At 71.7% G+C, this 20,843-nt stretch carries 24 protein-coding genes and 1 pseudogene; 15 read left to right on the top strand and 10 right to left on the bottom strand.

What is annotated here, in order from left to right:
* Positions 1-2 precede the first annotated feature (2 nt).
* Positions 3-266: a DUF3099 domain-containing protein gene (locus tag ACF06X_RS18820; protein ID WP_162467833.1), complete on the top strand. Its 264-nt coding sequence runs from the start codon at positions 3-5 to the stop codon at positions 264-266.
* Between the two features lie 33 nt (positions 267-299).
* Here the strand turns inward: ACF06X_RS18820 and ACF06X_RS18815 are convergent, their stop codons facing one another.
* Positions 300-662 (bottom strand): DsrE family protein, encoded by a 363-nt coding sequence (locus ACF06X_RS18815; RefSeq protein ID WP_392288364.1) that lies wholly within the window; start codon positions 660-662, stop codon positions 300-302.
* A gap of 104 nt (positions 663-766) precedes the next feature.
* On the opposite strand from ACF06X_RS18815, the gene ACF06X_RS18810 reads away from it, so the two are divergent.
* From ACF06X_RS18810 to ACF06X_RS18785, 6 genes are all read left to right on the top strand, one after another.
* Entirely contained in the window at positions 767-1,540 is a 774-nt protein-coding gene (locus tag ACF06X_RS18810) for a hypothetical protein (protein WP_392288363.1), read from the top strand.
* A gap of 17 nt (positions 1,541-1,557) precedes the next feature.
* Entirely contained in the window at positions 1,558-2,391 is an 834-nt protein-coding gene (locus ACF06X_RS18805) for a hypothetical protein (RefSeq protein ID WP_392288362.1), read from the top strand.
* On the top strand, positions 2,388-3,224 hold the full coding sequence (locus tag ACF06X_RS18800) for a hypothetical protein (protein ID WP_392288361.1): 837 nt from the start codon (positions 2,388-2,390) through the stop codon (positions 3,222-3,224). Before ACF06X_RS18805 ends, ACF06X_RS18800 begins: the two co-directional genes overlap by 4 nt.
* 226 nt (positions 3,225-3,450) lie before the next feature.
* Positions 3,451-4,023 (top strand): FABP family protein, encoded by a 573-nt coding sequence (locus ACF06X_RS18795; protein ID WP_392288360.1) that lies wholly within the window; start codon positions 3,451-3,453, stop codon positions 4,021-4,023.
* A gap of 92 nt (positions 4,024-4,115) precedes the next feature.
* Entirely contained in the window at positions 4,116-4,553 is a 438-nt protein-coding gene (locus ACF06X_RS18790) for a Fur family transcriptional regulator (RefSeq protein WP_392288359.1), read from the top strand.
* A 9-nt stretch (positions 4,554-4,562) separates the two neighbouring features.
* Complete coding sequence (locus tag ACF06X_RS18785; RefSeq protein WP_392288358.1) at positions 4,563-5,540, top strand: YgfZ/GcvT domain-containing protein; 978 nt, start codon at positions 4,563-4,565, stop codon at positions 5,538-5,540.
* A gap of 38 nt (positions 5,541-5,578) precedes the next feature.
* Here the strand turns inward: ACF06X_RS18785 and dtd are convergent, their stop codons facing one another.
* Positions 5,579-6,004, bottom strand: coding sequence for a D-aminoacyl-tRNA deacylase (dtd, locus tag ACF06X_RS18780; protein WP_392288357.1), 426 nt, complete (start codon positions 6,002-6,004; stop codon positions 5,579-5,581).
* A 126-nt stretch (positions 6,005-6,130) separates the two neighbouring features.
* On the opposite strand from dtd, the gene ACF06X_RS18775 reads away from it, so the two are divergent.
* Both ACF06X_RS18775 and ACF06X_RS18770 read left to right on the top strand, forming a co-directional pair.
* A complete protein-coding gene (locus ACF06X_RS18775; RefSeq protein ID WP_392288356.1) occupies positions 6,131-6,724 on the top strand; it encodes an ABC transporter substrate-binding protein in 594 nt (197 codons plus the stop codon).
* A gap of 118 nt (positions 6,725-6,842) precedes the next feature.
* The gene (locus tag ACF06X_RS18770; RefSeq protein ID WP_392288355.1) at positions 6,843-8,087 is read left to right on the top strand and encodes a GNAT family N-acetyltransferase; all 1,245 of its coding nucleotides are present in this window, start codon (positions 6,843-6,845) and stop codon (positions 8,085-8,087) included.
* 21 nt (positions 8,088-8,108) lie between these two features.
* Here ACF06X_RS18770 and ACF06X_RS18765 read toward each other — a convergent pair whose 3' ends face one another.
* Both ACF06X_RS18765 and ACF06X_RS18760 read right to left on the bottom strand, forming a co-directional pair.
* Complete coding sequence (locus ACF06X_RS18765) at positions 8,109-8,882, bottom strand: ABC transporter permease (RefSeq protein WP_392288354.1); 774 nt, start codon at positions 8,880-8,882, stop codon at positions 8,109-8,111.
* Complete coding sequence (locus ACF06X_RS18760; RefSeq protein WP_392288353.1) at positions 8,875-9,813, bottom strand: ATP-binding cassette domain-containing protein; 939 nt, start codon at positions 9,811-9,813, stop codon at positions 8,875-8,877. Before ACF06X_RS18760 ends, ACF06X_RS18765 begins: the two co-directional genes overlap by 8 nt.
* Before the next feature lie 132 nt (positions 9,814-9,945).
* On the opposite strand from ACF06X_RS18760, the gene ACF06X_RS18755 reads away from it, so the two are divergent.
* Both ACF06X_RS18755 and ACF06X_RS18750 read left to right on the top strand, forming a co-directional pair.
* Positions 9,946-10,728: a TetR/AcrR family transcriptional regulator gene (locus tag ACF06X_RS18755; RefSeq protein ID WP_392288352.1), complete on the top strand. Its 783-nt coding sequence runs from the start codon at positions 9,946-9,948 to the stop codon at positions 10,726-10,728.
* Entirely contained in the window at positions 10,725-11,435 is a 711-nt protein-coding gene (locus tag ACF06X_RS18750; RefSeq protein ID WP_392288351.1) for a TetR family transcriptional regulator, read from the top strand. The genes ACF06X_RS18755 and ACF06X_RS18750 overlap by 4 nt, the downstream gene beginning before the upstream one ends.
* On the opposite strand, the gene ACF06X_RS18745 is transcribed toward ACF06X_RS18750, so the two are convergent.
* On the bottom strand, positions 11,423-12,292 hold the full coding sequence (locus tag ACF06X_RS18745; RefSeq protein WP_392288350.1) for a LysR family transcriptional regulator: 870 nt from the start codon (positions 12,290-12,292) through the stop codon (positions 11,423-11,425). The two genes, ACF06X_RS18750 and ACF06X_RS18745, sit on opposite strands and share 13 nt — an antisense overlap.
* 71 nt (positions 12,293-12,363) lie before the next feature.
* On the opposite strand from ACF06X_RS18745, the pseudogene ACF06X_RS18740 reads away from it, so the two are divergent.
* Positions 12,364-13,212, top strand: a pseudogene (locus tag ACF06X_RS18740) (DMT family transporter); the annotation flags it as partial.
* On the opposite strand, the gene ACF06X_RS18735 reads toward ACF06X_RS18740, so the two are convergent.
* Together ACF06X_RS18735 and ACF06X_RS18730 are read right to left on the bottom strand one after the other, a co-directional pair.
* Entirely contained in the window at positions 13,161-14,783 is a 1,623-nt protein-coding gene (locus ACF06X_RS18735) for an MFS transporter (RefSeq protein WP_392288349.1), read from the bottom strand. The pseudogene ACF06X_RS18740 and the gene ACF06X_RS18735 overlap by 52 nt on opposite strands.
* Before the next feature lie 104 nt (positions 14,784-14,887).
* Complete coding sequence (locus ACF06X_RS18730) at positions 14,888-15,373, bottom strand: MarR family winged helix-turn-helix transcriptional regulator (protein ID WP_392288348.1); 486 nt, start codon at positions 15,371-15,373, stop codon at positions 14,888-14,890.
* Between the two features lie 130 nt (positions 15,374-15,503).
* Here ACF06X_RS18730 and ACF06X_RS18725 point away from each other — a divergent pair, with 130 nt between their 5' ends.
* The 3 genes from ACF06X_RS18725 to ACF06X_RS18715 all read left to right on the top strand — a co-directional run bounded on the left by ACF06X_RS18725 (position 15,504) and on the right by ACF06X_RS18715 (position 17,021).
* A complete protein-coding gene (locus tag ACF06X_RS18725) occupies positions 15,504-16,001 on the top strand; it encodes a helix-turn-helix domain-containing protein (protein ID WP_392288347.1) in 498 nt (165 codons plus the stop codon).
* A gap of 28 nt (positions 16,002-16,029) precedes the next feature.
* Positions 16,030-16,590 (top strand): hypothetical protein, encoded by a 561-nt coding sequence (locus tag ACF06X_RS18720; RefSeq protein ID WP_392288346.1) that lies wholly within the window; start codon positions 16,030-16,032, stop codon positions 16,588-16,590.
* 86 nt (positions 16,591-16,676) lie between these two features.
* Positions 16,677-17,021, top strand: coding sequence for a DUF2516 family protein (locus tag ACF06X_RS18715; protein WP_392288345.1), 345 nt, complete (start codon positions 16,677-16,679; stop codon positions 17,019-17,021).
* A gap of 88 nt (positions 17,022-17,109) precedes the next feature.
* Here ACF06X_RS18715 and ACF06X_RS18710 read toward each other — a convergent pair whose 3' ends face one another.
* The 3 genes from ACF06X_RS18710 to ACF06X_RS18700 form a co-directional block, all read right to left on the bottom strand.
* Positions 17,110-18,396, bottom strand: a complete 1,287-nt coding sequence (locus ACF06X_RS18710; RefSeq protein WP_392288344.1) for a PP2C family protein-serine/threonine phosphatase — start codon at positions 18,394-18,396, stop codon at positions 17,110-17,112.
* A gap of 278 nt (positions 18,397-18,674) precedes the next feature.
* A complete protein-coding gene (locus tag ACF06X_RS18705) occupies positions 18,675-19,733 on the bottom strand; it encodes an NlpC/P60 family protein (RefSeq protein ID WP_392288343.1) in 1,059 nt (352 codons plus the stop codon).
* Positions 19,734-19,976: 243 nt separating this feature from the next.
* Positions 19,977-20,780, bottom strand: coding sequence for a class I SAM-dependent methyltransferase (locus tag ACF06X_RS18700; protein WP_392288342.1), 804 nt, complete (start codon positions 20,778-20,780; stop codon positions 19,977-19,979).
* Between the last annotated feature and the right edge of the window lie 63 nt (positions 20,781-20,843).

Below are 20,843 nucleotides of genomic sequence, written 5' to 3'. Positions count from 1 at the left end.
GTATGTACGCGCGGCGGCGGCATGTGTATTTCTGGATGATGGGCGTCTGTTTGGTTCTCTTCGTGGGCGCCTGGGCCGTCGTGCGGTTGTTCTCGATGCCGGTGGCGATCGGGATGTGTGTCGTCGCCATGCTCATCCCGCCGGTCGCCGCGATGATCGCGAACCGGCGGGGGCCCGACGACCGGTGGTGGGACGACCCCTCGGGCGATCCGACGTCCGACGAGTGGTGGGACGAGCTCGACGGCAAGAAGCGCCCGGAGCGTTGAGCCGCCGGGGCCGCGTCGGCCAGGTGTGTCGGGTCAGTAGACCAGGGCCTGGGTGCCCTCGGACATGGCCTCCTGGACGAAGACCTGGGCGCCCGCGATGCGTACGCCCTTCAGGACGTCCTGCTCCGTGATCTCCCGGCGCGCCGCGCACTGCGTGCAGAGCGTGATGCGGCCGGCCGCCAGGATCGAGTCGATCAGGTCCGGCAGCGGGGCCGCGTGCGGCAGTTCGAACTCGGCGGCGCGCCCCGGGAGCGCGAACCAGGAGGACTCGCCGGTCAGCCAGAGCGAGACCTCGACCCCGCTGGCCACGGCGACGGCGGCCACGGTGAAGGCCTGGGAGCAGCGTTCGGGGGCGTCGGCCCCGGCGGTCACCTTGATCACGAGCTTCTTCGCCATATACCGAACTGTAATGCGGAGTTCCGCAACCTCATGCATCACTCACGGGTCAGTGGGGTGCGTGGATGACGGAATCCTCGCCTCCAGGTCTCGTGGGGGGACTTTTGAGCAGTGAAGAAAGTATCCAATATCCGATATCACCGTCGGCGCCGAAGCCGCGACGGCGGATCGGCCGTACGGTCGGGCTGATCGCCGTCGCCGCCGTGTTCGGCGTCGTGGGCGGTACGGCGGTGGGCTACGGCATCCAGGCCGAACGCGCGCCGACGCCGCTGCCGGCCCTCAACCAGGTCGATCTGCCGTACCCGAGCCCGCTGCCCAAGGGACAGGAGCCGAAGCCGCTGAGCGCCGCCGAGGACCGCAAGGTCAAGACGGACGGGGACCTGCGCAAACTGCTGCTTCCCAAGCCGGCCGGGGCGAAGAAGGCGGAGTTCGCGGACGCCGACGGCTGGATGTCGCTGGCGGCGTACGCCGACGAATACGACCACCCCGACAGGGCGCTGAGTTACCAGCTGGGCAATGGGTTCCGGCGCGTGGCGACCACCTCGTGGAAGACCGGCGCGTACCGGACGACGGAGATCCGGCTCGTCCAGTACCGCTCCAGCGATCTGCTCAGCGCACAGGACCACGTCGAGGACCAGATGGACTACATGCCCCAGGAGGACTACGCCCGGAGCGAGGGCGAGCCGGTCAAGGGCTCCACCAACGGCCGTTATTACGTCTTCCCCGTGCGGCAGAAGCCGGGCTACCTCGACCACTACCAGGCGCGGGCCTACCTCTACCGGGGCGACATCGCCGTGGAGATCTTCATGCACGACACGAAGAAAATCTCCGCGAAGGACATCTCCTCGGTGGCCGAGCGACAGTTGGGGCGCCTGTGAGCGAGGACCGGAAGAACATGACCGACGAGACCGACGGGACCGGCGTGTTCGCCGCGACCGTCCCGGCGGACGGGCCGACGAAGCCGCGGCGCCGTCGCACCCTGCTGACCGTGGTCCTGCCCGCTGCGCTCGTCCTCGGCGCGGTCGGCGGTGGCCTGACGTACACCGGGGTCACCGTCAACGCCGCGGACCGTTCGGCACCCACGGTCGTCTGGGAGGAGCAGGAGGCGACGCAGCGCGGCGGCGAGGACCCGGCGGTACTCGGCGCGACCCGGGGCAAGGCCTCGGCACCGCTCAGCAAGCTGCTGCTGCCGGCTCCGTACGGCTTCGAACTCGGCCCCGACGTCGAGACGTACGGGAACGACGGGGAGCTCGACGCGAAGGCCGCCGCCGCCCTCCTCAAGGAGGAGGGCAAGGGGCTTTCCGGCAAGAAGCGCCGCGACTACGAGAAGCGGGTCGACCGCCTCGGCGTCCAGGGCTTCGCCGTCCGCTCCTTCCAGTCGGTCGACGAGGATCTCGTCGTGACGGTGCATCTCACGCAGATGAAGGACAAGAAGCGGATCCGCGAGATGTTCGAGCTCCGGAAGGAGCTGTCCGGTCTTCTGGACTTCCCGAAGGGGCCGAAGATCGGCGGGCACAAGAACTCCGCCTGCTTCATGGTTCCGCAGGACCCGGACCTCGACAAGGAGGAGCAGGAGGACCAGCTGGCAGGGATGGTCTGCTCGGCGTACGACGCCGGTGTCTCCGTCACGGTCACCGCCTGGGGCACCAAGCCGTTCGAGGAGGCCGTGGTGGCGGAGATCGTGAAGAAGCAGCTGGACCACATCACGTCGCCGGGGGAGTACGTATGAGTGAGCAGACGGACACGACGACGCTCCCTGAAGCCCCTCAGGCCTCAGAGGCCCCCGTCACCTCCGCCCCCGGGCCCAAGCGCTCCCGGCGGGTCCTGTGGGCCGTCGCCCGGTGGACCGTCGCCGTGGCGGTGTGCGGTGGGGCCGGGGTCGGGACCGCGGCCGGGATCACGTCCATGGAGCGCACCGACGTGCCCGGTCTCGCGACCGAGCACGACGGCCGCTGGGCGTACCCCAAGCTCAGCCTCCCGGCCCTGCCGCAGGGCTCCCCGCGCCCCTTCTCGCGGGGCAACGACGGGGAGATCCACCACGCCGACCTGCGCGCACTGCTCCTGCCCGCCCCGGCCGGCGCCACCGTGGACCCGAAGCTGAACGGCGGCTGGGTCTCCCTGGACCGGTTCCTCTCGCTGTACCGGCAGGACGACCGGCCGGCGCTGAAGGAGGCCCTGGCCGACTCCGCGCTGCGCCACGTCGCCGCCCGCGGCTGGACGACGCCGGACGGCACGACGACCCGTATCCATCTGCTCCGGTTCAACTCGGTGGCCTTCGCCGAGGCCTTCAAGGACGACGGCCTGAAGGCCGGCTCGGTCGACGGCGCGCTCCTGAACGGGGTGGACGGCGTCGACATGGAGAGCAGCCTGGCAGGCGCGGTCGACGTGCCGTACACCGCCCTGTACGCCTTCGTGGAGAAGCCCGCGGGGGCCGAGCAGAGCCGCTGGGCGTACATCCAGGCCGGTGACACGGTCGCGGTGGTCACCCAGTCCCGCAAGGGGGAGGCGCTCCTGGTCCCGTTCCAGCAGACGGTCACCCTCCAGAACCAGCTCCTGGGCTAGCCGACGCGTTGACCCACCTCACAGACAGGGCCGGACCCCCGCCGACTAAGCTGGGGACCGGCCCGTTCTGCCTTCACGCTCATTCGAGGAGCACCCAGTGATCGTTTTCTTCGAAGCTCTGCTGATTCTGGTCTGCGTCGGCGTGCTCGCCTTCGCCGGTCTGACCGTGAAGAAGCTGTACCAGGGCCAGCGTTAACCACCCCCCAACAGATCGCCAAGAGCTGCCATGATCGAGATCCCGTCCGACCTCAATCCGGACCTCGTCCCCCTCGCGTTCCTCCTCGGCACGTGGGAAGGCGCGGGCGTCTCCGACTTCCCCGGTGCCGAGAAGTGCAACTTCGGCCAGTCCGTGACCTTCACCCACGACGGCCGTGACTTCATCGAGTACGTCTCGCGCTCCTGGGTCCTGGACGACGAGGGCAAGCAGATCCGTCCGCTGGAGAGCGAGAGCGGCTACTGGCGGATCGACAAGGACCGCAAGGTCGAGATCGTCATGGTCCGCGACCAGGGCATCGTGGAGATCTGGTACGGCGAGCTCGCCGACAAGAAGCCGCAGATCGACCTCGTGACCGACGCCGTCGCGCGCACCGCCGCCTCCGGGCCGTACAGCGGTGGCAAGCGGCTGTACGGCTACGTCAAGGGCGACCTGATGTGGGTGGGCGAGAAGGCCACCCCCGAGGTCCCGCTGCGGCCGTACATGTCGGCGCACCTGAAGAAGGTCGTCACGCCGGAGGAGGTCGCGGAGATGGCGCGCGGCCTCGGTGACCTGCCCGACGACGGCATCGCCTTCTTCAAGTAGGTCAAGCAGGTCAAGTAGGTCGAGCAGGCCCCTGGAGGCCTTCGGGCCCTCGGCCCCTCGGTTTTCCGCCACGCCCTCCTACACTGGGGGGCGTGGTGAGCACCGACTGGAAAAGCGACCTGCGGCAGCGCGGCTACCGGCTGACGCCTCAGCGTCAGCTCGTCCTGGAGGCGGTGGACACGCTCGAGCACGCGACCCCCGACGACATCCTCGTCGAGGTCCGCAAGACCGCCTCCGGCGTGAACATCTCGACGGTCTACCGGACCCTGGAGCTCCTGGAGGAGCTCGGCCTGGTCAGCCACGCCCATCTGGGCCACGGAGCCCCGACGTACCACCTCGCCGACCGGCACCACCATCTGCACCTGGTCTGCCGGGACTGTACGAACGTCATCGAGGCGGACGTCGACATCGCCGCCGAGTTCACCGGGAAGCTCCGCGAGACCTTCGGTTTCGAGACGGACATGAAGCATTTCGCGATCTTCGGCCGGTGCGAGGACTGCTCCCGCAAGGCCGCCGCCGCCGAGTCGTAGGCTTACGGCATGCAGCGATCACCGCACAGCCCCCTGCTGTCCCTGCCCGGCGCCGTCCCCGCCGAGGGTCGTGACGAAGGCGTCGCCGCGCACTACGGCGAGCTCTTCCGCGAGCAGCGCTCCCTCGCCGCGGGCAACGGCTTCGTCGACCTCTCGCACCGCGGAGTCGTGACCGTCTCCGGTGACGACCGGCTGAGCTGGCTGCACCTGCTGCTCACCCAGCACGTGAGCGAGCTCCCGGCCGGTCAGGCGACCGAGGCCCTGATCCTCTCCGCGAACGGGCACATCGAGCACGCCCTGTATCTCGTCGACGACGGCGAGACGGTCTGGGCGCACGTCGAGCCCGGTACGCAGGGTGAGCTGATCGCGTACCTGGAGTCGATGAAGTTCTTCTACCGGGTCGAGGTCGCCGACCGTACGGACGACATCGCCCTCGTCCACCTGCCGGCCGGTTCCATCGCCGAGGTGCCCGAGGGTGTGGTGGTACGGGAGACCCCGCACGGCCGCGACCTGTTCCTGCCCCGGGCCGACCTGGAGTCCTTCGCGGCCTCCCACGGCCCTGTCGCGGGCGTCCTCGCGTACGAGGCGCTGCGGATCGAGGCGCACCGGCCGCGGGTCGGTTTCGAGACCGACCACCGGACCATCCCGCACGAGCTGGGGTGGATCGGCAGCGCGGTGCATCTGCAGAAGGGCTGCTACCGCGGGCAGGAGACCGTCGCCCGCGTCCAGAACCTGGGGAAGCCGCCCCGGCGGCTCGTCTTCCTGCACCTGGACGGCAGCGAGGTCCATCTGCCGGGCCACGGCACCCCGATCCGGCTCGCGGCGGACGGCGCCGAGGGCCGCCAGCTCGGCTTCATCACCACCTCCGGCCGCCACCACGAGCTCGGGCCGATCGCGCTGGCGATGGTGAAGCGGAACCTGCCGGTGGACGCGGAGCTGCTCGCCGGGGAGACGGCGGCGGCGCAGGAGACGATCGTCGAGCCGTAGCGGCGCGCGCGGGGAGGGCTTTCAGACCCCCACCGCGATCACACCTCAACGAGGATCGTGAACGGGCCGTGATTCGTGAGCGAGACGCGCATCTCCGCTCCGAACCGGCCCGTTTCCACGCGCGCGCCCAGCGCCCGCAGCTGGGTCACCACCTCGTCGACGAGCGGTTCGGCGACCGGGCCGGGCGCGGCGGCGTTCCAGGTGGGCCGGCGGCCCTTGCGGGCGTCCCCGTAGAGGGTGAACTGAGAAATCACCAACAAGGGCGCATTGATGTCCGAACAGGATTTCTCACCCTCCAGAATGCGGACGGACCAGAGCTTTCTGGCCAGCTGGGCCGCCTTCTCCGGCGTGTCCTCGTGGGTGACTCCCACCAGCACACACAGTCCTTCGCCGACGATCTCGCCGACGGTCTCTCCCGCGACGACGACGCTCGCGCCGTCCACCCGCTGTACCACTGCTCGCATACGGACCAACCTACAGACCGACTCAACTGGGGCCGAACGGGTGCAGAGCACCTGCACGCGCACGTGTGGGAGTGGCACCATGCCTGGAGGCGGTGCGGTTCCGCACCGGTCGAGGGGACGATTCACATGAGTGCACCTGGCGCCGGGCAGACGCCGTCCGGTCCCGTACCGCTGAGCAGTGTCGGCGCGGCGGTACGTCCACCCCTGCAGCGGTCGGGCGAGGCGGCGCTGCCGGAGCGACCACAGCCGGACATCGCGGCCCTGCGGCTCCCGGAGTTGCGCGCGCTGCGCCGCGACGCGCAGGGCGACGAGGCGGACCTCAGCTACGTACGGCGGATGCTGCAGGGCCGGATCGACATCCTGCGGGCCGAGCTGGCCCGGCGGACGGATCCGGAGACGCCGGTTCTCGACCGGCTCTCGGAGATCCTCGCGGACGCTCCGTCGCGGCTGCGGACCTCGGCGCGGCACGTGACGCTGTCGACGCCGCGCAGCGAGGAGTACCGGCGGCTCGCGACGGAGATGCTGTCGGAGGTCGAGCTGTCGGACCTCGGCGCGCGGACGGACGACGAGCTCCACACGGCGATGGGCCGCCTCGCGGGGTACGAACAGCAGGTCTCGCGCCGTCGGCAGCAGCTCCAGCGGACGGCCGACGACTGCAGCGCGGAGATCGCCCGCCGTTACCGCGAGGGCGAGGCGCAGGTGGACGACCTGCTGACCTGAAGGGACCGGGTGACCTGCGGGACCGGGTGACCTGCAGGACCTGCTGACCTGGAGGGCTGGGGTCATGGCCGGAAAAAGCCGGGTGCGGGGGGCCTGACGTCCGGCATAGCCTCGGAGGATGAGCCTTGAGGTGCGTACCGTCGCCGAGTCCGAGTACCCCGACTGGCTGCGGGCGTTCTACGCCGGGTTCCTCAATCCGCCCGTCGTGACGGACGAGGAGGTCGCGGACCGGCGGCCGCACGTCGACTTCTCCCGGGCGCTCGGCGTCTTCGAGGGTGGCCGGATCGTCGCCACCTTCCGGTCGTTCACCCAGGAGTTGACCGCGGTCGGCGGCGGCACGCTCGTCGCCGACGCCGTCAGCGCGGTCACGGTCTCCGCGACCCACCGCCGGCGCGGTCTGCTCAGCCGGATGATGGCCCGCGACCTCGCCGCCGCGAAGGAGCGGGGCGACGCCGTCGCCACCCTCATCGCCGCCGAGTATCCGATCTACGGCCGGTTCGGCTTCGGCCCCGCGACCTGGACCACGGAGTGGACCGTCGACGTCCGCCGCGCCGGTCTGGACCCGCGCCGTTCCGGTCGCCCCGAGGACGGCGGCCGGATCGACTTCGCCGACGCCGAGGAGATCCGCAAGGTCGCCCCCGAGCTGCACCGTCGGCTCGGCGGGGTCCTGGCCGGGATGGTCGAGCGGGACGCCCGCCGCTGGGACGTCCTCACGGGACGCTCCCACCACAGCGGCCCCTGGACCGAGCCCTTCTACGCCGTCTACCGCGACGAGGCCGACCAGCCCCAGGGTTATGTCTCCTACACCTGCGACGACAAGTGGGAGGACGGCAAGCAGCCGCTGAACACGGCCACGGTCAAGGACCTGATCGCGGTCACCCCGGCCGCCGAGCGGGCGCTGTGGCTCTTCCTCTGCTCGATCGACTGGGTCACCTCGGTCAAGTCCGGCATGCGCGCGCCCGACGACCTGCTGCCGCTGCTGCTCCCCGACCCGCGCGCCGCCCGTGTCACCACGCAGGCGGACATGCTCTGGGTGCGGGTCCTGGACGTGGCCAAGGTGCTGGAGGGCCGTACGTACGCCGGATCCGGCACGCTCGTCCTGGATCTGCGGGACGCCGCCGGTCTGGCCGGCGGTCGCTACCGGCTCGACGCCTCTCCGGAGGGCGCCACCTGCTCCCGTACCACCGAGCCCGCCGATCTCGCCTTCGACATCGGCGAGTTGGGCACGCTGTCGCTGGGGGACGAGTCGGCGGTGCGGCTGGCCGCGCTCGGCCGGATCGAGGAGGTCACCCCGGGCGCAGCGGCCCGCGCGGACGTCCTGCTGCGGACCTCCCGCCGGCCCTGGTGCCCCGACGTCTTCTGAGTCCCGAGTGAGTCCCGAGCCCTACTTCGTACGCCGGGAGAAGAGGCCGCCCGAGGCGGCCAGCGCCACCGCGAGGATGCCCGCGCACCAGGCCAGGGCGATCCACGGCGTGCTGCCGACGGGCTGGTCGAGGAGGAGTCCGCGCAGCGACTCGATCACCGGGGTGACCGGCTGGTGCTGGGCGAAGCCGTGCAGCCAGCCGGGCATGGTGTCGATCGGTACGAACGCGCTGCTCGGGTAGGGCAGGAACATCATGAAGAAGGTCGCCCCGCCGGCCGCCTCGGGGCTTCGGGTGAGCAGCCCGACCGCCGCCGCGAGCCAGGAGATCGCCGTGATGAAGGCGACGAGCAGTCCGAGCGCGGCGAGCCACCCGAAAGCGGTGGCCGAGGGGCGGAAGCCGATGAGGAAGGCGACCCCGAACACGAGCGCGGTGGCGAGGAGGTTACGGGCCACGCTGGCGCCGACGTGACCGGCGAGGATCGGTGTCCCGCCGACGTCGAGCGTGCGGAAGCGGTCGATGATCCCGCCCTTCATGTCCTCGCTGACGGAGACGGCGGTGCTCGCCGAGCCGAATCCGGCGCAGAGGAGGAGGACGCCGGGGACGACGTACGTCACGTACCGCGTGCCGGTGTCGATGGCGCCGCCGAAGAAGTAGACGAAGATCAGCATCAGCATGACCGGCAGCATCATCGAGGTGATGACGGCGTCGATGTTGCGGCGGCTGAGGCGGATGCCGCGGCCTGCCATCGTGCCCGTCACGGTGAGGGCGCCGGTCGCGGCGCGGGTGTCAGACATGGCTGGGCTCCTTCGCGGCGGTGAGGGTGAGGAAGACGTCGTCGAGCGTCGCCGTGTGGAGGGTGAAGCGGACGACGTCGGTGCGGTCGGGGTCGAGGGTGTCGAGCAGGGCGCGGACCTCGCGGGCGCTGCCGTCGGTCGGGATGCCGAGGGTGAGGGACTCGGGGGAGTGGTGGACGGCCCGGCCGGCGAGCCGCAGATAGCTCTCGCGGTCGCGCAGGACGAGGTCGAGGCGGTGGCCGGCGACGCGGGACTTGAGCTCCTGGGCCGTGCCCTCGGCGAGGATCCGGCCGTGGTCCATGACGGCGACGCGGTCGGCGAGCCGGTCGGCTTCCTCCAGGTACTGGGTGGTGAGGAAGACGGTCGTACCGCTGTCGGAGAGGTCGCGGACGATTCCCCAGAGCTCCTGGCGGCTGCGCGGGTCGAGTCCGGTGGTCGGTTCGTCGAGGAAGACGACGGCCGTTTCGCCAGGGTCGCGGACCAGGCCGGCCGCAAGGTCGAGGCGTCGGCGCATGCCTCCCGAGTACGTCTTGACCAGGCGCCCGCCGGCGTCGGCGAGGCCGAAGCGCTCCAGGAGTTCGGCGGCGCGCCGGCCGGCGGCCGGGCGGGAGAGGCCGGAGAGCCGGGCGGTCATGCGCAGGTTCTCGGCACCGGTCTGCATCTCGTCGACGGCGGCGAACTGTCCTGTGAGGGTGATGGCGCGGCGGACCCGGGACCGTTCGGCGACGACGTCGTACCCGGCCACGCGCGCGTGGCCGGCGTCGGGGCGGGTGAGGGTGGCGAGGACGCGGACGGTGGTGGTCTTTCCGGCGCCGTTGGGGCCGAGGAGGGCGAAGACGGTGCCCTCTTCGACGCGGAGGTCGAGGGAGTCGAGGACGGGGAGGTCCCCGTAGGCCTTGCGCAGGCCAGTGGTTTCGACGGCGGGTGGCATGGGTGCGCTCCTTGGGCGTGGCCTTGGCCTTGGGCAGACATCGGCGGTACTGCGTATGGTATACGCGTTACTGCGTAAGGGTTACGCATTACTAGGATGGGCGTCAAGGGCGAGGTGTGGAGGCGGCGACTCATGGCGGACGGCAAGGGCGACAAGGCTGACAAGCGGGAGGGTGGTGGCGGGGGCTTCCTGCCGGCGAGCGTCGAGGCCGCCTGGGGGCTGCGGGAACGCCCCTCCAAGGGGCCCAAGCCCGGCCTCACCCTCGACCGCATCGTCGACACGGCCGTGCGCGTCGCCGCGGCCGAAGGGCTGGACGCCGTCTCCATGGGGCGGATCGCCAAGGAGCTCGGTGTCTCCACCATGTCCCTCTACCGCTACGTGGGCGCGAAGCGCGAGCTGTACATCCTGATGCAGGACGTGGCCACGGGCCCGCCCCCGCCGCTACCCGAGCCCGGCACCGACTGGCGCGAGGCCCTGGAGCAGTGGGCCGGGGCGATGCGCGAGGTCTACCACCGCAACCTCTGGATGCTCCGCGCCCCGCTCTCGGGCCCGCCCGCGACCCCGAACACGGTCGCCTGGTGGGAGTGGGCCATGGTCGCCCTCGCGGACAGCGGCCTCGACGAGGGCACGAAGGTGTCGGTGGTGATGCTGCTCGGCGGGTTCGTCCGCAACGAGGCCCTGATGATGGCCGATCTCGCCGCCGTGATCGCCGCGAGCGGCGACGCTCCGGAGGAGGTCCTCTCCCGCTACGGCCACACCCTGCGGCGCCTGGCCGACCCGGAGCGCTTCCCGGCGGTGGCGCGGATGCTGGACTCGGGCGTGATGGACGCGCAGGACGAGCCGGACCACGAATTCCGCTTCGGCCTGGAGCGGATCCTCGACGGCATCGCACCGCTGGTGGAGGCCGCGAAGTGAGCGGGGCGCGTGGGGCGGGCGGCGGTCGCGATGTGAGCGGGGCGCGTGGGGCGGGCGGCGAAGTGCCCGGAGAACTGGGCCTTCGGGAGCGGAAGAAGCGGCGGACCCGTGAGCTGATCTCCGAGACCGCCATCGGCCTCTTCCTGGAGAAGGGCTTCGACGCCGTCTCCGTCGCCGAGATCGCCGCCGCCGCCGACGTCTCCAAGCCGACCCTGTTCCGCTACTTCCCCGCCAAGGAGGACCTCGCGCTCCACCGGTTCGCCGACCACGAGGACGAGGCGGCCAGGACCGTCGCCGCCGCCCGCCGAGGCGGCGTCGCGCCGCTCGACGCCCTGCGCGCCCACTTCCTGGAAGGCCTGGCGCGCCGCGACCCGGTGACCGGCCTCTGCGACCACCCGGCCGTCCTCGCCTTCCAGCGGCTGCTCTACGGCACCCCCGCCCTCGCCGCCCGGCTGTACGGACATCAGCGCGGGTCGGAGGCGGCGCTGGCCGCCGAACTCGGCGGCGCCCCGCTGATGGCGCGGCTCGCCGCCGGCCAGATCGTCGCCGTCACGCGGATCCTCGCCGAGGAGAACGCCCGCCGCATGGCGGCGGGAGAGGCAGCCGACGCCGTTCACCCGGAGGCGGTCGCGGCGGCCGAGCGCGCCTTCCGCGGTCTGCGGGACGGGCTTCGGGAGCTCGGGATCTCGTGTGCTCACGCCTCCTGAAGGGCGGTCAGGAGCGCCCGTACGGCAGGCAGGGCCAGGGAGGACTCCCGTACCGCCGCGTGGATCGAGCGGACCGGCTCCGGGCCGCGCACCCGGCGGACGATCACGTTCGGGTGGCGGCTGCCCAGCCCCATCAGGGGGATCAGGCTGATGCCGAGCCCGGCCGCGACGAAACCCTGCGCCGTGGCGTACTCCTCGCACTCCACCGCGATGTCCGGCGTGAACCCGGCCGCCGCGCACGCCTCCAGGACGGCGTCGAGGCAGGGGCCGGGGCGCTCGCTGCCCACCCACGGCTCGTCGGCGAGCTCGGTCAGGTCCAGGACCCGGCGGTCGGCGAGCGGGTGGCTCCTGGGGAGGACGGCGCGGTAGGGGTCGTCGACGAGGTGGACGAGGCGTAGGCCGTCGACGGGCGCGTTCCGGGGGCCGACCACGAGCGTGAGGTCCGCCTCCTCGTCCCGGGCGCCTTCCGCGTCGGCGATCCTCAGGTCGACGCGTACACCGGGGTGTTCGGTACGGAAGCGGGCCAGGGCGGGGGCGACGAGATCGGCCCCCGCGGTGGGGAAGTAGCGGATCGCGACCCGGCCGGTGCGGCCCGCCCGCAGATCGGCCAGCGCCGTCTCCGCCTCGGCGACCTGGCGGCCGATCAGGGCGGCGTGCTCGGTGAGCAGCCGGCCGGCGGCGGTCGGGCGCACGCCCCGGCCGAAGCGTTCGAGCAGCTCGATGCCGGCCTCCTTCTCCAGGGCGGCGATCTGCTGGCTCACCGCGGAGGGGGTGTAGCCGAGGTTCGCGGCGGCCGCGGTGACCGAGCCGCTGGTGACGACGGCCCGGAGCACCTGCATGCGTCTCACGTCCAGCATGTAGTACAGCTTAACGCTGGATGCACGATTCTTCGCTTGTCCTGTCGTGAGGGGTCGGGGACGGTGGGGCCATGGCATCGGCGACGGCTCCGAAGGAACGTTCAGCGACGGCTTCGGCGACACGGATGGGCCTCCTGGCCCTGCTCTGGGGCTCCGGCTTCCTGTGGATCAAGATCGCGCTCGACCACGGCCTCACCCCCGGCTGGATCACTTTCCTGCGCTGTCTGCTCGGGGCGGGGGTGCTGCTGGCGCTGGCGTACGGGGCGGGGCAGCGGCTGCCGGGGCTCGGTGACCGGCGCACCTGGGGGCGGCTGGCCGTCGCCGCCTTCTTCTGCAACGCCCTGCCGTTCCTGTTGTTCGGCATCGGCGAGCGGACGGTGGACAGCGGGGTGGCGGGTGTCCTGAACGCCACCACTCCCCTCTGGTCCCTGCTCCTCGGCCTCGGCCTCGGGACGGACCGGCCGCTGAGCGCCGCCCGGCTCGGCGGCCTGCTCCTCGGCTTCACCGGCGTCCTGCTGATCTTCGCGCCCTGGAGCGAGGGCTCCGGCCTGCTGAGCGGGGGCGCCCTCGCCCTGCTCGCGGCGGGCGCGAGCTACGCGGTGGCCTTCGCGTACATGGCGCGCCGCCTCACCGGAAGCGGCACCGCGCCCCTCGCGCTCTCCGCCGCGCAGATGCTGACGGCGACCGCCCTGAGCGTCCCGGTGCTGGCCGTGCCCGCCCTGAGCGGGCCTCACCCGGCCGCTGGGGCCTGGACGTGGACGGGGGTGCTCGCGGTCGTCGTCCTCGGGATCTTCGCGACCGGTCTGACCTTCCACCTCAACTACCGGATGATCGCGGAGGAGGGCCCGACCAGCGCGGCGACGGTCGGCTACCTGCTGCCGGTGGTCTCGGTGACACTGGGAGCGCTGGTCCTCGACGAGCCGCTGACGGCGCGGGTGGTGGTGGGGATGGCGGTGGTGCTGGTGGGCGTCTGGCTCACGCGCGGCTCGGTGGGGCGCGGTTCGGCGGGGCGCGGCTGGTTGCGGCGCGGGTCGGCGGTGCGTGGCTCCGTGCGGCGCGGCATCGTGAAGGCGACGGCCAGGGCGGCGAGGAGGAGGCCGGCGCCGACGGCGAAGGCCAGGCGGTAGCCGCCGGTCAGGGCCTCGGCCGCGGGGACGCCGGCCGCGGTGAGGGTCTCGGTGCGGGAGGCGGCCAGCGTGGAGAGGACCGCGATGCCGAGGGCCATGCCGATCTGCTGGGTGGTGTTGAAGAGCCCTGAGGCGAGGCCCGCGTCCTCCTCCTTCGCGCCGGACATGCCGAGCGAGGTCAGGGCCGGGAGTGCGAGACCGAAGCCGGCGGCGAGGAGCATGACGGGCAGCAGGTCGGTGACGTACGAGGCGTTCACGGGCACCCGGGTCAGCAGTCCGAGGACCCCGACGAGGAGGACGAGGCCCGTCAGGAGGACATTGCGCTCCCCGAAGCGGGCGTTGAGACGGGCCGAGACGCCCAGGGAGACGGCTCCGATGACGGCGGCGGCCGGCAGCATCGCGAGGCCGGTCCTGGCGGCGCCGTAACCGAGCACCTTCTGGAGGTAGAGCGCGACGAGGATCTGGAAGGAGAAGAGCGCGGCGACCATCAGCATCTGGACCAGGTTCGCGCCGGCCACGCTCCGCGAGCGGAGGATCCGCAGCGGCATGAGCGGGTTACGGGCCGTCGCCTGGCGGACGACGAAGCCCGCGAGGAGGGCGAGCGCGAGGCCGCCGAGGCCCAGGGTGTGGGCCGAACCGGCTCCGTACTCCTCGATCTTGACGACGGCGTAGATGCCGAGCATCAGGCCGGAGGTGACGAGCAGCGCGCCGACGACGTCGGCGCCGGCCTTCAGGCCGAGGCCGCGGTCGCCGGGGAGGGCGGAGAGCGCGACGAGCAGGGTCGCGGCGCCGATCGGCAGGTTGATGAAGAAGATCCAGTTCCAGGTGAGGACGTCGGTCAGGACCCCGCCGAGGACCTGCCCGATGGAGGCTCCGGCCGCGCCGGTGAAGCTGAACACGGCGATGGCCTTGGCCCGTTCGCGGGGTGCGGTGAAGAGCGTGACGAGGATGCCGAGGCTCACGGCCGAGGCCATCGCGCTGCCGACGCCCTGGAGGAAGCGGGCGGCGATCAGGACGCCGGGGGAGGTGGCGACGCCGGCCAGGAGCGAGGCGGCGGTGAACACCGCCGTGCCCGCCAGGAACATCCGCTTGCGGCCGATCAGGTCGCCGAGGCGGCCGGCGAGGAGGAGCAGGGAGCCGAAGGCGATGAGGTAGGCGTTGACGATCCAGCTCAGTCCGACCGGGGTGAAGCCGAGGTCGCTCTGGATGGCCGGCATGGCGACGGTGACGATGCTGCCGTCGAGGATCGTCATCAGCATCCCGGTGGCCAGGACGCCGAGGGCGAGCCAGCGGGAACGGGAGGGGGCTTCGGGCGAGGGGGCCCCGGCGAGGGGGCCGTGGGCGTGGGCGGATGTGGAAGACATCGCGGTCTCTCCTGTCGTCTGGAGGCAACATGAGAGACCGTAGCAGATAGTTTTGTTGCAGACTATCTTTTACGGATCGAGAGGCGCGGGGCCGCCCGGGGCCCTCACCCCTTCTGGCGCGCTCGCCTGGCCGGCCTCGCTCCCTCCACCGGCGTCTCCAGATGGCCCGTGACCAGGCGGTTCAACGCCCGCAGCAGCACCTCGCGCTCGTCGTCGGGCAGGGAGGCCAGGGCGCTCTCGTGGACGCTGTCGACGATCTTCTGGCTCTCCATGGCGACCTTCGCCCCCTCGTCCGTCACGGCGATGATCCGCGCCCGCCGGTCGGTGCTCGACGGTCGCCGCTCGGCAAGACCGGCCTTCTCCAGGGCGTCCACGGTCACCACCATCGTGGTCTTGTCCATGTCGCCGATCTCGGCGAGCTGCGCCTGCGTCCGCTCCTCCTCCAGGGCGTGGACGAGGACGCAGTGCATGCGCGGGGTGAGCCCGATCTCCGCGAGCCGCGCGCTCATCTGGGTCCGCAACACGTGGCTGGTGTGGTCCAGGAGAAAGGACAGGTCCGGTTCGGTGCGCGTGGGTGCCATGGCTGTCATGGAGCCCAGGGTAACGAAAGTCGATCCGTCGCGGATTATCAGGAAGTGGACGACTGTCCTCGGCCGGTCGCCGCGACACTATTGCAAGCAGGTGCTTGCAATAGTTAGCGCGCCGTGGCATCGTCGAGGCATGGCATCGCTCAACGTCGGCAATCTTGGCGAGTACCTCCGCGACCAGCGGCGCACCGCGCAGCTGTCGCTGCGGCAGCTCGCCGAAGCCGCCGGAGTGTCCAATCCGTACCTGAGTCAGATCGAGCGCGGCCTGCGCAAGCCCAGCGCCGAGGTGCTGCAGCAGGTCGCCAAGGCTCTGCGGATCTCCGCCGAGACGCTGTACGTGCGGGCCGGGATCCTCGACGAGAAGGAGCGGGACGAGCTGGAGACGCGGGCCGTCATCCTGGCCGATCCCTCGATCAACGAGCGGCAGAAGCAGGTGCTGCTCCAGATCTACGACTCCTTCCGCAAGGAGAACGCCGCCGAGTCCGCTCCGGACGCGGCCGACGCCCCCGACGCCCCTCTTACCGACGAAGCCGCCGACGCTTCGAGCGATCCTTCGGCCGACCCTTCGGCTGATCCTTCGGCCGATCCTTCGACCGACAACGCCTCCGATGCCGAACGACCCTCGAGCTAGTACGTACACATCCGGGAGGACCACACCCATGGCCATGATCGAAGAACTGCGTACCCCCCTGTACTTCGCGGCCGGCACCGCCGACCTCGCCGTCCAGCAGGCGAAGAAGGTCCCCGGCCTGATCGAGCAGATCGCCGCCGAGGCGCCCGCCCGGATCGACGCCGTGCGCAAGACGGACCCCAAGGTCGTCCAGGAGAAGGTCAGCGACCGGGCCAAGGTGGCGCAGGCCACCGTGCAGTCGAAGCTCGCCGAGGTCGTGGGCAGCCTCGACACGGACCTGAAGAAGCTCGGCGAGACCGCCCAGGACCTGGCCCTGCGCAGCGTCGGCGTGGCCGCCGAGTACGCGGTCAAGGCGCGCGAGAAGTACGAGGAGGTCGCCGCGCACGGCGAGGAGGCCGTCAGGGCGTGGCGCGGTGAGGCCGCCGAGGAGCTCACCGAGATCGCCGTCGTCGTCGAGCCCGAGCCGGCGCCGAAGGCCGCGGACGAGAAGAAGGCCGAGGCCGACGACGAGGCGCCGGGCTCCCGCAAGGCGTCGGCGTCGGCCCGCAAGCCCGCCGCCAAGAAGCCCGCCTCCGCCACCGAGAAGTAACCGGAGGCACTAATCAAGGTGCCCGGTGCGTTGTACCGGGTACCTTGACCGCGAGGCGCTCCATCCACTCACGAGGCGGTTCAGACATGCTGCGCGACGGATTCGACTCCATCATCTGGCTGGTGATCGGCCTGGTCTTCATCGGCTTCGCCGTCACCGCGCTGGTCTTCGCGGCCATGGCGCGCGAGGACGCCTATCGCGCGGCCGACAAGCAGACCAAGAAGTTCTGGCTGATCCTGCTGGGCATCAACCTGGCCCTGAATCTGCTGCTGCCGATGCTCTTCCTGCAGATCGCGGGGCTCATCGCGGCCATCGTCTTCATGGTCGACGTCCGGCCTGCCATCCGTCAGGTCTCCGGCGGTGGCGGCGGTCGTCGCGGCGGCGGCTCCAGCAGCGACGGACCGTACGGCCCCTACAACGGCGGCCGGTGAGGCGCCCGCGGTCACGCGTGGGCGGTACGGGAGGGCGAGCGAGAAGCGGTAAGCGCTGAGCGAGCGAGCGGATGAGGGCCCGGGGGAGTCAACCCCGGGCCCTTTCCAGTGCCAGGACCGCCACGTCGTCCGTCAGCTCCCCGCCGTTCAGCGACCGGACCTCCGTCACCGCCGCCTCCAGGAGCTCCTCGCCCCGCAGGCCCTCGGCCAGCTGCCGGTTGATCATCTCGACCATCCCGTCCTGGCCGAGCCGCGGCGAGCCCGGACCTGCCGAGCGGCCCTCGATGAGCCCGTCCGTGTACATCAGCAGGCTCCACGAGCCGCCGAGCTCCACCTGGCGCCGCGGCCAGCGGGCGCGCGGCAGCAGGCCGAGGGCCGGGCCGCCGTCCTCGTACGGCAGCAGCCGCGCCGCCGTGCCGTGCCGGGCGATCAGCGGCGAGGGGTGTCCGGCCAGGCAGAGGCCCGCCCGGCGCCCGTCCGGGGCGATGTCGACCGTGCAGAGCGTCGCGAAGATCTCCTCGCTCTCCCGCTCGTGCTCCAGGACCTGCTGCAACGTCGAGAGCAGTTCGTCCCCGCACAGGCCGGCGAAGGTCAGCGCCCGCCACGCGATCCGCAGCTCGACGCCCAGCGCCGCCTCGTCCGGGCCGTGGCCGCAGACGTCGCCGATCATCGCGTGGACCGTGCCGTCGGGGGTGCGGACCGTGTCGTAGAAGTCGCCGCCGAGCAGCGCGCGCGAGCGGCCGGGGCGGTAGCGGGCCGCGAACCGCAGGTCGGAGCCCTCCAGGAGCGGGGTGGGGAGCAGACCGCGTTCCAGCCGGGCGTTCTCCTGCGCCCGCAGCCGTGACTCGGTCAGCTTCACCTGGACCGCGTCGGCCCGCTTGCGCTCGACCGCGTACCGGATCGCCCGGCTCAGCAGCCGGCCGTCGAGCTCCTCGCGGAAGAGGTGGTCCTGTGCCCCGACCCGTACCGCCTCCGCCGCCAGCTCCGCGTCGGCCGAGGCCGCGAGCGCCAGGACGGCGTGGTGCGGGGCGAGCCGCAGCACGTGCCGCAGCGGCGCCAGCGGGTCGTCACCGGCGGCCCGGGGCCCGGGCAGGGCCAGGTCGACCAGGACGCAGTGCACGTCGTCGGTGAGCAGCCGCTCCGCCTCGGTGAGGTTGCGGGCGGTACGGATCCGGACGCGCGTGCCGTCCGCGTCGAGCATTTCGGGTACGGCGAGGGCACCTGCCGGGTCGTCCTCGACGACGAGCAGGGTGAGATCGGTGCCTGTCGCGGTCGCGGCAGTCGCGGCGGTCGCCGCCGTCGCGGCGCTCACGGCGGTGGCAGCGCCGGGCGCCGCCGCAGAGACGATTCTCTGGCGCGGTACGGGTACGGGCATCGGTCCTGGTTTCCTTCCCTCCCCCCGAGGGCGCGGCAGGGCGACGAACGACGTCCCGCCAGACGGGGACCATAGCGTCACCCCGCCGGGCAACGGAATGGTGATCACGACATGGGCGGTGCGGAGGAGTTGGCATATGCCGCGCATGGGGAGGATGTTGCCTGCCGGGCCATGACGAACATCACGCCGGCCCTCCCGCGACGGGCGTCGTGCCGGCCGTGAGCGGGGTCACTCCAGCCGTCGGCGGGGTCGGTCACTCCGGCCGTCAGCGGGGTGGGTCACTCCGGCCGTACGACTCCGAGGATCTCCATCGAGCCCGCCCCCGCGATCGTCACGTTCCGGCCTGGGCGCGGTGCGTGCACCATCGCGCCGTCGCCGATGTACATCCCGATGTGGCTCGCGTCCTTGTAGTAGACGATCAGGTCGCCCGGACGCATGTCCTTGATGTCCACCCGCGGCAGCAGTCGCCACTGCTCCTGCGACGTGCGGGGGATGGCGCGCCCCGCCGCGCCCCAGGCGCTCTGCGTCAGCCCCGAGCAGTCGAACGAGCCCGGTCCCTCCGCGCCCCAGACGTACGGCTTGCCGATCTGCGCCGTGGCGAACTCCACCGCGCGCTTGCCCCGCGCGGTCGCCGTGCCGTCGAGGCCCTTGAGGACGCCGGTGCCCAGCCAGGCGGTCTGCGCCTCGTACCGCTCCTGCTCCTCCAGCCTCAGCAGCCGCGCCCGCTCCTCGGCCGCCAGCTCGGACTCGAGCTTCCTGGCCGCGGCGATCTTGTCGTTGATGTCCTTCTTCGCCTTGGCCTGCTTGACGCGGTTGGCCTCCAACTTGGTCCAGTTGGTGCCGGCGTCCTTCGCGTAGACCGTCAACTCCGCCTGCGTACGGGTCATCTCGGCGAGGAGGTCCTTGGTGGCCTTCTGGCCCTCCTGCAGCCGGCCTGCGTTGTCCAGGAAGAGCTGCGGGTCGTTGGTGAGGACGAACTGGGCGTCGTCGGGCAGACCGCCGTTGCGGTACTGGGCGCGGGCCGCCGCGCCCGCCTGCGCCTTGAGCCGGTCGATCTTCTCGCGGCCGGCCACGACCATCTGGGCCAGCCGCACGATCTCGGCCGACTGCTCCTTGGTCTGCTCCTCGGCGAGGTTGTACGCGTCGGTGGCGACGGCGGCCTGCCGGTACAGGCCGTCTATCTCCTTGCGGACCTCTTCGAGGCTCTTCTTCGGCAGCGTGGGGGGCGCGGGCGGAAGGGGCGCGGCCATGGCCGTCCCGGCGAGTACGGGTGAGGCGAGCACCGTCAGGGCGCAGACCACGATGATCGCGGCGGTGGCACAGCGGCGTCGGTTCACAAGCTCCCCCTCGGACAGTCCGCACCGGCATGTCATGGATCTGACCTGATTTACCGTCAGTAACTTACTGGTGACCTTGGCGATAGTGCCATGCGAAACGTGAAAGCGACAGGGGAAACCGGGGCCTGTCGGGCCGGTACCCCTCACAGGGGACGAGCGATACGCCGGGTGCGTTCCCGAGCGCCGGGAATCCGCGTTCCCGAGCGCAGGGAATCCACCGGCAGTTGGGGAAAGGCAGGACCGTCAGCGGGGGGCCAGTGCCTCCCAGCGGACCGTCACCTCGCCCTGCCGCCAGCGCCGGTTCCCGTCCGTCAGTGGCCAGTCCGTCGCCAGATCGCGTACCGCCCGGATCCAGCGCTGGCGCGCGCCGAGCGAGGCGTACGGAGCCGCCGCCGCCCACGCCCGGTCGAAGTCCCGCAGGAACGCGTGCACCGGCTCGCCCGGCACATTGCGGTGGATCAGCGCCTTCGGCAGCCGCTCGGCGAGGTCGGACGGGCGCTCCAGCGAGCCGAGCCGGGTGGCGAAGGTCACTGTCCGGGGCCCGGAGCGGTCGAGCGCCACCCACACGTGCCGCCGCCCGATCTCGTCGCACGTTCCCTCCACCAGCAGGCCGCCCGGGGCGAGGCGGGCGCACAGCCGCGTCCACACCGCGGCGACCTCGCCCTCGTCGTACTGGCGCAGCACGTTCGCGGCCCGGATCAGCGCGACCTCGCCGGCCACCGGGACCTCGAAGCCGCCGTGCAGGAAGGTGAGGCCCGCCCGCTCGTAGGGGCGGGCGGCGGCGACCCGGGCCGGCTCGATCTCGATGCCGACGACCTCGGCGCGCGGGTCGGCCGTACGCAGCCTGGTGAGCAGCTCGACGGCGGTCCAGGGGGCGGCGCCGTAGCCCAGGTCGACGGCGAGCGGGGGCGCGTCGGACCGCCGCAGGGCGCTGCCGTGGGTGGCGGCGATCCAGCGGTCCATGCGGCGCAGTCGATTGGGGTTGGTGGTCCCGCGGGTCGTCGTGCCGACGGGGCGGGTCCCGACGGGAGGGGTGCGCGGGGCCATGGGATGAGGGTACGGGGGCGCGACGCGCCGTATGGAGTGGGCAATGAATTGGCAAAACGGAAA

The organism is Streptomyces sp. NPDC015346 (assembly GCF_043078785.1).
Lineage (GTDB): Bacteria > Actinomycetota > Actinomycetes > Streptomycetales > Streptomycetaceae > Streptomyces.
Note: the sequence above shows the minus strand (reverse complement) of the source record. Positions and strands in the feature narration are given on the sequence as shown.

What these genes read in the sequence shown, in the direction of transcription:
- ACF06X_RS18805 (WP_392288362.1), top strand. Translation starts at nt 1,558, where the DNA reads ATGACCGACGAGACCGACGGGACCGGCGTGTTCGCCGCGACCGTCCCG.
- ACF06X_RS18795 (WP_392288360.1), top strand. Translation starts at nt 3,451, where the DNA reads ATGATCGAGATCCCGTCCGACCTCAATCCGGACCTCGTCCCCCTCGCG.
- ACF06X_RS18730 (WP_392288348.1), bottom strand. Translation starts at nt 15,373, where the DNA reads ATGACAGCCATGGCACCCACGCGCACCGAACCGGACCTGTCCTTTCTC.
- ACF06X_RS18765 (WP_392288354.1), bottom strand. Translation starts at nt 8,882, where the DNA reads ATGTCTGACACCCGCGCCGCGACCGGCGCCCTCACCGTGACGGGCACG.
- ACF06X_RS18720 (WP_392288346.1), top strand. Translation starts at nt 16,030, where the DNA reads ATGGCCATGATCGAAGAACTGCGTACCCCCCTGTACTTCGCGGCCGGC.
- ACF06X_RS18755 (WP_392288352.1), top strand. Translation starts at nt 9,946, where the DNA reads ATGGCGGACGGCAAGGGCGACAAGGCTGACAAGCGGGAGGGTGGTGGC.
- ACF06X_RS18770 (WP_392288355.1), top strand. Translation starts at nt 6,843, where the DNA reads ATGAGCCTTGAGGTGCGTACCGTCGCCGAGTCCGAGTACCCCGACTGG.
- ACF06X_RS18760 (WP_392288353.1), bottom strand. Translation starts at nt 9,813, where the DNA reads ATGCCACCCGCCGTCGAAACCACTGGCCTGCGCAAGGCCTACGGGGAC.
- ACF06X_RS18745 (WP_392288350.1), bottom strand. Translation starts at nt 12,292, where the DNA reads ATGCTGGACGTGAGACGCATGCAGGTGCTCCGGGCCGTCGTCACCAGC.
- ACF06X_RS18735 (WP_392288349.1), bottom strand. Translation starts at nt 14,783, where the DNA reads ATGTCTTCCACATCCGCCCACGCCCACGGCCCCCTCGCCGGGGCCCCC.
- ACF06X_RS18815 (WP_392288364.1), bottom strand. Translation starts at nt 662, where the DNA reads ATGGCGAAGAAGCTCGTGATCAAGGTGACCGCCGGGGCCGACGCCCCC.
- ACF06X_RS18820 (WP_162467833.1), top strand. Translation starts at nt 3, where the DNA reads ATGTACGCGCGGCGGCGGCATGTGTATTTCTGGATGATGGGCGTCTGT.
- dtd (WP_392288357.1), bottom strand. Translation starts at nt 6,004, where the DNA reads ATGCGAGCAGTGGTACAGCGGGTGGACGGCGCGAGCGTCGTCGTCGCG.
- ACF06X_RS18775 (WP_392288356.1), top strand. Translation starts at nt 6,131, where the DNA reads ATGAGTGCACCTGGCGCCGGGCAGACGCCGTCCGGTCCCGTACCGCTG.
- ACF06X_RS18725 (WP_392288347.1), top strand. Translation starts at nt 15,504, where the DNA reads ATGGCATCGCTCAACGTCGGCAATCTTGGCGAGTACCTCCGCGACCAG.
- ACF06X_RS18710 (WP_392288344.1), bottom strand. Translation starts at nt 18,396, where the DNA reads ATGCCCGTACCCGTACCGCGCCAGAGAATCGTCTCTGCGGCGGCGCCC.
- ACF06X_RS18785 (WP_392288358.1), top strand. Translation starts at nt 4,563, where the DNA reads ATGCAGCGATCACCGCACAGCCCCCTGCTGTCCCTGCCCGGCGCCGTC.
- ACF06X_RS18700 (WP_392288342.1), bottom strand. Translation starts at nt 20,780, where the DNA reads ATGGCCCCGCGCACCCCTCCCGTCGGGACCCGCCCCGTCGGCACGACG.
- ACF06X_RS18715 (WP_392288345.1), top strand. Translation starts at nt 16,677, where the DNA reads ATGCTGCGCGACGGATTCGACTCCATCATCTGGCTGGTGATCGGCCTG.
- ACF06X_RS18800 (WP_392288361.1), top strand. Translation starts at nt 2,388, where the DNA reads ATGAGTGAGCAGACGGACACGACGACGCTCCCTGAAGCCCCTCAGGCC.